This is a genomic window from Ideonella sp. P3_A4, from assembly GCF_056403075.1.
Genome location: NZ_JBFUGE010000193.1, coordinates 1 through 10,946, shown reverse-complemented (window position 1 = coordinate 10,946; position 10,946 = coordinate 1). Strand labels below are relative to the sequence as shown.

Here is a 10,946-nt window from a genome sequence, read left to right as displayed (position 1 = left end):
AGCATGACCTGGCCTTCGGGCAGCGGCACCTCGGTATCGACGAAGGCCAGCGCGCGGTGTGCCACCGGCACGAAGTCTTCACGCCTGACGACCGCCAGCAACTGCAGCACGGCCGGATCCAGCACCTCCCAGGGGCGGATCTGCTGTTCGATCATGTTGAAGCGGGCTTGTTCGACGTTCATGGCGGCCTCGAAAGATGGGTGTTGCAGCGAGCGGTGCGGCTCGGGGGTAACCCTTCATTCTAGAGAACGGGTGTGGCCGTGGGGCCCGGGCGCAGGCCGTTGAGGATCAGGTCGAGGTGCTGGCGAATGAACTCGGCCGGGTGGGTCAGGTGCGAGTCGGCAAAGCCGCAGGCGCCCATCGAGTGTTTGTGCAGGCACAACATGACCATTGGCAACACGATCGAGTGCACGACGCTGTCGACATCGACCGGCCGGAACTCGCCGCGGTCGATGCCGCGTTGCACCAGCCCACCGATCAGTTGGTGGCCAGGCTCGATGACCTCGCGCAGGTAGAACTCGCCGATGTCCGGGAAGTTGCGCACCTCGGTCATCACCAGCTTGAAGATCGCCGAGCTGGGGCTTTCGTAGACGTTGACCCACCAGTCGGTCATCAGCTCGACCAGCAACTCGCCCGTCGGCCCGTTCTCTTCCTGGGCCAGCCGCTCGGCACCGCGCGCGATGTCGGCCAGCAGCGTGTGGCGGATCACTGCCTTCAGCAGCTCTTCCTTGCTCGGGAAATACAGGTACAGCGTGCCCTTGGACACCCCGGCCCGCGCGGCCACCTCTTCCGACTTGGTCGCCGCAAAGCCCTTTTCGACGAACAGCGCCAACGCGGCGTCCAGCAGCTCGCTGGGGCGGGCGTCTTTTCGGCGCTGACGGATGGAAGACGAGGGCGACATGGTTGTTAATGACTGACTGGTCAGTAATATTAGCAGCCCGGGGCCGAACGTCAAGCCGCTCAGGTTACGCTGGCGCCATGAATGTCGATCTTTACCGCCGCCAACTGCTGGCCCGCGGCCTCGTTGTCGGGGCTGCTGTGGCCTTGAGCGCCTGCGCCAGCCTGATGGGCCCGCCTCGGGTGGCCTACAGCGAAGCCGAACTGAACCAGATGCTGGGCCGCCGCTTCCCGCTCGAAAAGCGGGTGATGGAGGCGCTGGACCTGAGCTTGGCCAACCCGCGTCTGAGCTTGCGCCCCGAGGTCGGCCGCCTGGCGACCGAGTTCGACCTGTTGGCCAACGACCGCCTGTTCGGCCACAGCTGGCGCGGACAGCTGGCGCTGGAGTACGGCCTGCGGCTCGAGCGCAGCGACAACAGCCTGCGCTTCGACGAGCCGCGGGTGACCCGTTTCGCGCTGGACAAGGGGGCCAGCGCGCAGGCCGAGCGTATCGGCGCGCTGGCGATCGAAAGGCTGCTGGCCGACACGGTGATCCACCGGCTGAAGCCTGAGCAGGTCGAACGCTTGACGCAGGCTGGTTATGAGCTGGGCGAGGTCAAGGTCACCGCCAGCGGCGTCGAGATCAACGCCCGGCCACGCCGCTGAGCCTCAAGTCGCTCGTCTGCCAGGCGGGCCCGCTATCATCCGGCGCTTTGTTTGTTGCTGCCGGAGCCTTCTCACGTGGACCCGCTGTTGTTGATCAAGGCCGCCGTGATGGGCGTGGTCGAAGGCCTGACCGAATTCCTGCCGATTTCGTCGACCGGCCACCTGATCCTTGCCGGCGCCTTGCTGGACTTTGCCGACGCGAAGGCCAAGGTGTTCGAGATCGCGATCCAGAGTGGCGCGATCCTCGCCGTGGTGCTGGTGTACTGGCAGCGGCTGACAGGAGCGCTGATCCACCTGCCGACCAGCGAAGGTGCGCGTCGTTTCGTGTTGAACGTGCTGATCGGCTTCCTGCCTGCCGCGGTCATCGGCCTGCTGGCCTACAAGACGATCAAGGCCTACCTCTTCAACGCGCCGGTGGTGGCCACCTCGTTCATCGTCGGCGGCCTGATCATTCTGTGGGCCGAGAAGCGCCAGCAAGGGCACGAGCCGCGCGTGGCCCATGCAGACACGATGAGTGGCATGGACGCGCTGAAGGTCGGCCTGGTGCAATGCCTGGGCATGATCCCTGGCACCAGCCGCTCGGGCGCGACCATCATTGGCGGCATGCTGCTGGGCCTGTCGCGCCGGGCCGCCACCGATTTCAGCTTCTTTCTCGCGATCCCGACACTGATCGGTGCCGGCGCCTACAGCCTGTGGAAAGAGCGTGCGTTGCTGTCGGCTGCTGATTGGCCGATGTTCGCCGTCGGCTTCGTTGTTTCGTTCGCGGCGGCGTGGATCTGCGTGCACTGGCTATTGCGCTACATCGCGACCCACCGCTTCACCGCGTTCGCCTGGTACCGCATCGCGTTCGGCATCGTCGTGCTGGCCACCCACTTCATGGGTTGGGTCAAGTGGACGGATTGATTTCACGCAACGAAAGCGGGCGCGCGTAGCGCCGCCCCTTCAAGTGGCGTGCGCGGATCCGGCTCYGCCGGTCCGCTGCGCGAGCCCCCTCGGGGGCTGAGGCCGGACATGAACAGTCCTGAGGACTGTTCGTGCCTGCCGAAGGGCCGAGCCTCTGGCTCGGCGCGGCCTGCAAGGCAGCCCCGGGAGGGGCGTGGGGGCCAACAATTCAGCGACGTGTAAAGACCAGGTCCCACACGCCGTGGCCAAGCTTCAGGCCGCGGTTTTCAAACTTCGTCAGCGGCCGGTACTCGGGCTTGGGCGCGTAGCCTTCGGCCGTGTTGACCAAGGCCGGCTCGGCGGTCAGCACTTCCAGCATCTGCTCGGCATAAGGCTGCCAATCGGTCGCGCAATGCAGGTAGCCGCCCGGCGCCAAGCGCGTCACCAGCTTGTTGACGAAGCCGGGCTGGATCAGCCGGCGCTTGTTGTGCTTCTTCTTGTGCCAAGGGTCGGGAAAGAAGATGTGCACACCCGCCAGTGAGCTGGGCGCGATCATCTTCTCAAGCACCTCGACCGCGTCGTGCTGGACGATGCGCAGATTGCTCAGCCCGGTGTCACCGATCAGCTTGAGCAGCGCGCCGACGCCGGGTGTGTGGACCTCGACACCGAGGAAGTCGGTGTCAGGCCGTGCAGCTGCGATCTCGGCGGTGGCGGCGCCCATGCCGAAGCCGATCTCCAGCACCAGCGGTGCTTGCCGGCCGTAGACCGCGACGGGGTCGATGGCGGCATCGGCAAACGGCAACACGAAGCGTGGCCCCAGCGTTTCGAGCGCGCGCTGCTGGCCGGTGCCCATGCGGCCGGCGCGCAGCACGAAGCTGCGGATCGTTCGGCGCGGTGTATCGGAAGACGATTCGTCGGCGTCAGGGCCGGCGTTCGTGGACTCGGGGCTGGTCATATCGATGGGGGAGGGGCGCTGGAAAGCTCACCCCTAGAACTGACCCACGGCGACCGCGTTATTCGGGACGTTGCAACAAGGCGTTCCGGGCGATGCTCGTGGGATGTGGTGGTATGAGCGGAATTGTGCCCGAGCGGCCGCGTTGACGCGGCGCGACAGCCTGCGCCTGGGCGCGGGGCTGGTGGCCTCCGCCTGCCTGCCCGCCGCGTGGCAAAGCGCTCATGCGACCGCTCAATCGCTGCCACTCGGCACCGCCGCTGCGCCCAAGCCCGGCGTTGGCGAAGCGCTGCTGCGCAGCTGCGGCCTGCCCGGTGCCAGCCTGGGTGTCTATGCCCGCGCACTGGACAGCAGCATGCCGCTGGTCGCGTTGAACCCCGAAAAATCGTTCCAGCTCGCGTCGACCACCAAGCTCGTCACCTCGATGGCGGCGCTCGACCTGCTGGGCCCGCAGTTCCGCTGGCGCACGATGGCCTTCGTGCGCGGCACGATGATGCAGGGCCGGCTGCTGGGCGACCTGTGGATCGTCGGCGGCGGTAATGCCTGCCTCAGCGTGCAAGACCTGCAGACCTGGATGGCCGAATGGCGCAAGCTGGGTCTGCGCGAAATCATCGGCGACATCGTGCTCGACCGATTCGCCTTCCAGCTGACCGAGCGCGACCACGAACACACGCCGACGCCGGCCACCGATCGCCCGCACCACGCCTGGCCCGACGCGTTGACGCTGAACGAGGGCCGGCTGAAGGTCACGTTGAATCCCAGCCGCGATGGTCGGCCGGGTGTGCAACTGGAGCCGCCACTGGTTGGCGTGCGCATCGAACAAAGCCGTGCCGGAGGCAGCGGCTGCAACGCCTGGGCGCAATGGAGCGACCCGGTAGACGCAGAGCCGCGCATCAGCGTGCAAGGCAGCCTCGGGCCCGGCTGCAGCCGGCGCGAGTGGGTGCTGGCGCCCTTGCCGCATGCCGAGTTCACCGCCCGCGCGATTGCCGGCCTGTGGCGAGAAGCCGGTGGCCAATTGCACGGCCGCGTGCTCGACAAGTCACGCCCGGATCGCCATGCACTGATGCCGGATGGGCCGGACGGCGAACCGCAAATGCCGTTCTCGACCCACATCTCGCCGCCGCTGCCTGAGCTGCTGCGCGAGATCAACAAGACCAGCGACAACATGGCTGCGCGCAACCTGATGCTCGCACTGTCGCGCGGCTTTCCGCACAAGCCGGCCACGCTGCCGGCAGCGCAAGCCCGCATGCGCGAATGGCTCGCGCGCCAAGGCATCGTGCCGGGCGACGTTGAGATCGAGAACGGCTCGGGCCTGTCGCGTGGTGAACGTGCGAAGCCGCGCGCCTTCGTCGACCTGCTCAGCAAGGCATGGTCGGCGCGCCAAGCCACGAGCCTGATCGACTCGCTGCCGGTGGCTGGTGTCGATGGCACCTTGGAACACCGCATGACCCACGGCGCCGCCGCTGGCCAGGCGCACCTGAAGACCGGCACGCTGCTCGACACCCGGGCGCTGGCTGGCTACGTGAACGCGCGCAGCGGCAAGGTCTACGCTGTCGCCGCCTTGGTGAACCACCCGGACGCTGCACGCGCCACGCCGGCGTTGGATGCCTTCATCGAATGGCTGGTGCGCGCGAACTGAAGTTCGGCGCCTCGGCGTCGCTCAAGTCCGCGACTCGGCAAACACGGCCCCAACGGCTTTCGGGCGCGGCGCGCGAAATGCATTCTTGAGCCGCAGCAACGGGCTCTCGAAGTAGCGGTAGCTGATCGACGCGACCGTAACGCTCAGCAGCAGGCCCAAGGCGAACAAGCCGATCGGTGAATTGATGCCCAGCTTGTGCAGCAGCCGGTGCGCCAGGTCCAGCGCCGGCTTGTGCAGCAGGTAGATGCCGTAGCTGACGGTGCCCACATAGGCCAACGGGCGCCACTGCAGGCCGCGCACCAGCACATGGCCCGGGTTCATCACCAGCCCACCCAGCAGCAAGGTGAAGACCAGGTGCAGGCCGAGGCGGGGCGCGCCGCGCAGGCTGCCAGGCCAATTCACCAAGACCAGCGCGGCCAGCACCAGCATCCACAGCGAGCGTGGCGTCAGCACGCGCCGCAACCACGCATTCGCGCGATCGTTCTGCAAAGCGAACGCCAGCAGAACGCCCAGCACGATCGGGGTGAAGGTGGCTTGCAGGATGTCCAGCGACTCGTAGGGGACACCGTTCGAGCTCAGCCAGCCGTCCAGCCAGCCGAAATTGACGGCCTGGTTCAGCACCAGAAAGGCCAGCAACCCAGGCAGCGCCCGGGTGCCAAACAGCACCAACAGCGGCGGCCAGACCAGGTAGAACTGCTCTTCGGTGGACAGCGACCAGGTGATCGCCATCAGCGAATCGGGCTGGATCCAGTTGCTCAGGTAGCTCGCATGAAAGGGCAGGGCCGCGAGGAAGGCGCTGCGCTGCGGCGAGGCCGGCGCCCACACGAAATACAGCGCCAGCAGCCCGAGCAGTGCGTAGTACAGCGGAAAGATCCGCAGCGCCCGTCGGGCATAGAAGTTCGTCAGCGAGATCTGGCCGTGCGTGGCTTGCTCGTGCAGCAGCAAGGTGGTGATGAGCAGGCCGCTCAGCACGAAGAACAGATCGACCCCGAGAAATCCGTTGGCCGAAGCCGGCAGCCAAGCCACACCCGGATGCGAGTGATGCCAGACCACGGCCATCACGGCCAGCGCCCTCACGCCGTCGAGTCCGGGGATGTGGCTGACGGCAATTGGTGATGGGCGCATCAAAGGAAAGTCGGGCAGTTGGCGTGGGCGCCAATTTTGGCCCGAGCCAGCCCCACCCGACCGGTTAGAATTCTCGCCGCTGCGGGTGTAGTTCAATGGTAGAACGGCAGCTTCCCAAGCTTCATACGAGGGTTCGATTCCCTTCACCCGCTCCAGACAAGCAAAGCCGGCCCGTGCCGGCTTTGCGCATTCTGGGCGGTGAAGGGAAGAGAACCGGTTCGCTCTGGCATCTTCAGGTGCCAGGACGCCGCTTGCGGCGGGCCCAAAGGGCCGAGGCAGCTTGGCTGCCGAGCATTCCCTTCACCCGCTCCAGACAAGCAAAGCCGGCCCCGTGCCGGCTTTGCGCATTCTGGGCGGTGAAGGGAATCGAACCGGTTCGCTCTGGCACCTTCAGGTGCCAGGACGCCGCTTGCGGCGGGCCCGAAGGGCCGAGGCGGCTGGCCGCCGAGCATTCCCTTCACCTACCTTTCCCAAGCTCATAGCCCGACGTTCGCCCGCGAACTCACGGCTTCGCGTTCGGCTGGGCCCCCATCGTTGCTGGCATCAGACTCGACCTTCACGTCGACACGAAACTCCACACGCCGATGCATTTGCCAGCGCCTCGTGCATGCGAGGTTCACACCAAACTCTCGCCACAGCCCGGCGAACACGCAAGTCGCGCCGCACTCGACCGCTTCCTCGAAAACGGTCTCGCCGCCGCCGACCGCCTGCCAGATGCCGCGGCGCGCCGCCGCGCACTGATGACCCACTTGCTGACCAGTCGCGATCACATCATGTCGCTGATGAGCGGCGATGACGTCGACGATTCGAATGTCGCCGAGCGCGCACGCGAACTCGACCTGGTGCGTTACGGAACCGCTCGTTGGCTCTCGATGCTGCGCCGAGTCCGGTTCCAGGAGCGTGCGCGAGTGACGCGCAACACCTTCCGCATCGAGGCCTGCGGGGCCTACCCATTTCGCGACGCGGACCATGGCGAGATCCACATCCGCGAAGTGCACGGCGGCTCAGCGGCGTTTGCCGACATGGAGCCGTTCACCTGCCCACGAGTCAGCCGCCGAGCAAGGGCATCCGCGTGCCTGCGTTGGTTGACGCCGAAGCGCATCACCGAAGCCGATCTGCGCTCGCCCAACGAGCGCGCACTGATCGGCCAGTGGGGTTTGTTTGCGCGAACGACCATTCCAGCCGGCACCTGCCTGGGGGTCTACGGTGGCCAATTGCTCGACGACGTCGACGTATTCCTGCTGCAGGACGACCGCTACCTGATGTCGGCTTCCGATGTGCTCGGCCAGGTGGCCGTCAATGGCGAGAACATCATGTCGCTGATGAACACCTTGTTCGAGCTCGACGCAGACGGTCGCGTGGTCGGCCACCCGGCCGATGGCTACAACGTCACCGGCACGACGCATCGCGTGACGCTGCGCCACGGATGGCACGCGCGCATCCACGCCTTTCGTGCGAACGAAGACATCCCCACGGGCTGCGAGCTGCGCTGGAACTACGGACTCGGCCAGGCCTGAACCGTAGTGGCCACTGGTGGCGGCGGCCAGCCATTCAATACGCACATGCCGCGTTTCGATACTTTATTCAGCAATGGCGGCCGGATTCGACGCCCGTCGAGTCGTTGCTGCTCAACATTTGTCACGGCCTGAGCGTAGATTCTTCCCAGGCGAGGCAGGCTGCGGGATAAGCTTGCTCGGCAGTGGCGACACGGCCGTGGCTGTATCGCCATGACATAAGAAGCTTTCGCGCCGCACGATGCGCGAGACAAATAGATCTCGTCGATGGAGGGCTGACGGGCTGTCAGGTCCGTTGAGGGGAGGCGATTTGAAGTGTCGCGTTTTTGGAGCTTCGGGGTCTATCAGCTGGACCTTGTCGACAGGGTGCTTCGAAATGGGACACAGCCGGTTCGGCTGAGTGCTCGTCAATTCGACCTGTTGGCGATTCTTGTTCACCGTGAAGGAGCAGTCGTCAGCAAAGACGAACTGCTCACCTGCGTGTGGCCGGGGCAGGTTGTCGAAGAGAACAACGTGGCTGTCCATGTGTCTGGGCTGCGCCGGTTGTTGGGCCGCACTGCCATCGACACCGTGGCCGGCCGTGGTTACCGCTTCGCGCTGCCGGTTCAGGTCGATGGCTTGCCGGACGCCTTGACGGCACCGCTGCAGGCCACGCCACCAGGCCTTCGGCTGCAGAACCTGCCGTCCTTGCCACTGACTCTGCACGGCAGGGTGAGCGACCTGACGGCACTGGTAGAAAACGTTTCCGAACACCGCTTGGTGACGGTGGTGGGCTCGCCCGGGCTCGGGAAATCCACGCTCGCGTTGGCCTGTGCGCACGCATGCCTGCAGCGGCTGCGCGACGGCGTCGTCTGGGTCGGCCTGGGCCGCGACGACCAGCCCATGAGCGTGGTGGCGTCGGTGGCCATGGCCGTCGGGCTCGACGCGGCGGCGGACCTGGCCTCGGTGCTGCATTTGCTGCGTGGCCTGGAAGCACTGCTCGTGATCGACAACGCCGAGGTCGATGCGGCTGAAGTGGCGGCTTTCGCTCATGCCGTGCTCGAAAGAACGGAACATGTCTCGGTGCTCGTCACGAGCCGCAAGGTGTTGCGAGTTTCGGGGGAGCGCACATTTCGCCCGCCACCGCTGTCGGTACCTTCGGCGAGCGCCAGTTGGAGCGAAGCGCTGGAACATGGCGCCGTGGCGCTGTTTGTCGACCAGGCGCGTGCACAAGACCAGCACTTCGAACTCAACGCACACAACGTCGGCCGGGTGATCGAGCTGTGCCGGCGGCTCGACGGCTTGCCCTTGGCCATTCAGCTGGCGGCCGGACGCTTGCCGACGTTCGGTATCGACCGCCTGTGCGCGCATCTCGACGATCGGTATCGTTTTCTCACCCGCGGCATGAGCGCCGGGTCGCAGCGGCATCGTTCGCTTCGCGCGGCCATGGATCTCAGCCACGCGCTGCTCAACGACACCGAGCGCCTGGTCTTTGCGCAGCTGGCCTCGTTCGAAAGCAGCTTCACACTCGAGCAGGCCATTGGCGTGGTCGCAGACCGTCGATGGCAAGCGTGGGACGTCGCCGATGCGCTCGAAGGCCTGGTGGACCAGTCGCTCGTGCTCGTCGACCCGGGCGAGCGCCCGCGCTACCGCTTGCTGGAGAGCACACGCGCCTATGCGCAGCACAGGCTGGCGGAGGCCAGGGCGTCCACGTCTGCGGCTCATCTGCATGCCGATGCGGTGCGTTCGCTGTTCGAGCGCGCGGCGCATGTCCTGACGGTGAGGACCGATGCGCTGTACCTCGAGCCACTCATGCCGCGGCTCGACGAGTTGCGTGCAGCGCTCGATTGGTACCTCGTCAACGACCCGGGCGCCGGTGTCCAGTTGATGGCGTTTTCGCGCGCGCTTTTCGAATTGCTGTCGATGACCTATGAAGCCCGAGGGCGGCATGCCGCGCATGAATCGGTGTGGTCGCCTTATCTTGAACTGGAAGTGCCGGGCAAGCACTGACGCCCCACGTTTCCTTGAGCGGCCGAAGCGATGCCCGCGCAAACGAAGCGCGAGCGGCAGGCGAGGTGGTCCGTCATGTGAGCGTCATCGCACCCGCCGACAGTGGGTCGACCACGAGGTGACGCATGACTCCACCGACTTCCATCGACTCCGGCAGGCCGGCCGCGCAAAGCCTGACCAACCCGGTCACGTCCGACGCCAGTTCGCTGCCACAGCAGCAACCAGGCCCCCCCATCGCCCGGCGCCTCGAAACCTCTGTGCCCCTGAGTCCGCGGCGTGCAAGCCTTGAATTGGGCGTGCAAGGGGCGACTGCCGAAACCACGGCGCCGCTGCGGCGCCAATCATTGCCCTCGTTRCTCTCCTCGCCGGGCATGGAACGGCCAACGACGCCGCCACCGATCACTGTTGGGGCCGTGACACCGCCTCTGCGCTCGAGCACGCCCGAAGTTGCGCCGTCCATGACGCAGCCGACGGACGCATCGACGGCCATGCCACCTCACGCCACGCAGCTCGCCGAGCAAGTGCATCGCTCGCGCGAGCGACTGAGCTCCGAGGTGGCCTCGCTGCCAACGCAGCCGTCACTGCACCTCTCTCGCTCGGCGTCACAGGCATCCCAAGCGTCGACCCCGACCGCCACGCCCACTGCAACGTCGTACCGGTCGCACGATGTCGAGTCGTTGCAGCTCGCGCACGCACCGCGCCAGGCCTCCAGCGCCGCGTTCTTCGCGATGCAGAACGCCCGCCACTTCGGGCCGGTGGCGGCCGTGCGCACGGTGGTGCAGGGCAGCATCGCGCCGGAGCTGGCGCGCGCCGTGGCAACGAACCCGCAGGTCGCTGCGGGTGTTCAGGCGGGAGTATTGGCTTGGTCGCTCTGCCGGCGCATCTTGTCTCAGCTGCACACCGAGTCGGCACCCCAGGTGGCGAACCGTTCGTTTGCCGGACACAGTCTCGATGTCGCCAACAACCTGCCGCGCCGCAGCTGGCAGGCCGTTCAGAGCCTGGGCATTGCAGGAGGCGACGTTGCCGCTCTGACTTTGACGGTGATGTCGATGGCGCGACCCGAGCTCAAGCCAGTGGCGCAGGCGGCCGCTGCGATCCAGCTGCGCGCTCATTTGGTGTCGCAGTTGCGGGAGTTCTTCCGCCCCACGGTGAACACCGTGCACGTCGGCAACAGTGACCCTGGCGTGCCGCAGCCTCCGGAGGGCCGCAACCTGCGCAGTCAAGACATCACGCCGATGATGCGTTTGACCTTCGGTGCCGCCGCGGGCGCGATCGAGTTCGGTGCCCAGATGCTCGGCCAGAC

Annotated in this window: 9 protein-coding genes, 1 tRNA gene and 1 pseudogene; 7 read left to right on the top strand and 4 right to left on the bottom strand. The window is 66.3% G+C overall.

The genetic code is table 11. The annotated features are described in order from the left end of the window. Together AC1DYI_RS17400 and AC1DYI_RS17395 are read right to left on the bottom strand one after the other, a co-directional pair. A pseudogene (locus AC1DYI_RS17400) lies at positions 1-182 on the bottom strand (protein-L-isoaspartate O-methyltransferase); the annotation flags it as partial. A 59-nt stretch (positions 183-241) separates the two neighbouring features. After that, the gene (locus AC1DYI_RS17395) at positions 242-901 is read right to left on the bottom strand and encodes a TetR/AcrR family transcriptional regulator (RefSeq protein WP_477205394.1); all 660 of its coding nucleotides are present in this window, start codon (positions 899-901) and stop codon (positions 242-244) included. 77 nt (positions 902-978) lie between these two features. On the opposite strand from AC1DYI_RS17395, the gene AC1DYI_RS17390 reads away from it, so the two are divergent. After that, positions 979-1,542 (top strand): hypothetical protein, encoded by a 564-nt coding sequence (locus AC1DYI_RS17390; protein ID WP_477205393.1) that lies wholly within the window; start codon positions 979-981, stop codon positions 1,540-1,542. A 75-nt stretch (positions 1,543-1,617) separates the two neighbouring features. Beyond that, on the top strand, positions 1,618-2,445 hold the full coding sequence (locus AC1DYI_RS17385) for an undecaprenyl-diphosphate phosphatase (RefSeq protein WP_477205392.1): 828 nt from the start codon (positions 1,618-1,620) through the stop codon (positions 2,443-2,445). A 208-nt stretch (positions 2,446-2,653) separates the two neighbouring features. Here the strand turns inward: AC1DYI_RS17385 and trmB are convergent, their stop codons facing one another. Further along, positions 2,654-3,379, bottom strand: a complete 726-nt coding sequence (gene trmB / locus AC1DYI_RS17380) for a tRNA (guanosine(46)-N7)-methyltransferase TrmB (protein WP_477205391.1) — start codon at positions 3,377-3,379, stop codon at positions 2,654-2,656. A 142-nt stretch (positions 3,380-3,521) separates the two neighbouring features. Between trmB and dacB the strand changes: the two genes are divergently transcribed. Next, entirely contained in the window at positions 3,522-5,015 is a 1,494-nt protein-coding gene (gene dacB / locus AC1DYI_RS17375) for a D-alanyl-D-alanine carboxypeptidase/D-alanyl-D-alanine endopeptidase (RefSeq protein ID WP_477205390.1), read from the top strand. Between the two features lie 21 nt (positions 5,016-5,036). On the opposite strand, the gene AC1DYI_RS17370 is transcribed toward dacB, so the two are convergent. After that, positions 5,037-6,140, bottom strand: coding sequence for an acyltransferase family protein (locus AC1DYI_RS17370; RefSeq protein ID WP_477205389.1), 1,104 nt, complete (start codon positions 6,138-6,140; stop codon positions 5,037-5,039). An 81-nt stretch (positions 6,141-6,221) separates the two neighbouring features. Between AC1DYI_RS17370 and AC1DYI_RS17365 the strand changes: the two genes are divergently transcribed. From AC1DYI_RS17365 to AC1DYI_RS17350, 4 genes are all read left to right on the top strand, one after another. Continuing rightward, a tRNA-Gly gene (locus AC1DYI_RS17365) sits at positions 6,222-6,295 on the top strand. A gap of 585 nt (positions 6,296-6,880) precedes the next feature. After that, the gene (locus AC1DYI_RS17360) at positions 6,881-7,657 is read left to right on the top strand and encodes an SET domain-containing protein (protein WP_477205388.1); all 777 of its coding nucleotides are present in this window, start codon (positions 6,881-6,883) and stop codon (positions 7,655-7,657) included. A gap of 312 nt (positions 7,658-7,969) precedes the next feature. Continuing rightward, complete coding sequence (locus AC1DYI_RS17355) at positions 7,970-9,643, top strand: ATP-binding protein (protein ID WP_477205387.1); 1,674 nt, start codon at positions 7,970-7,972, stop codon at positions 9,641-9,643. A gap of 458 nt (positions 9,644-10,101) precedes the next feature. Continuing rightward, positions 10,102-10,946 (top strand): hypothetical protein (locus tag AC1DYI_RS17350; protein WP_477205386.1); only part of this gene is annotated, 845 nt, incomplete at its 3' end.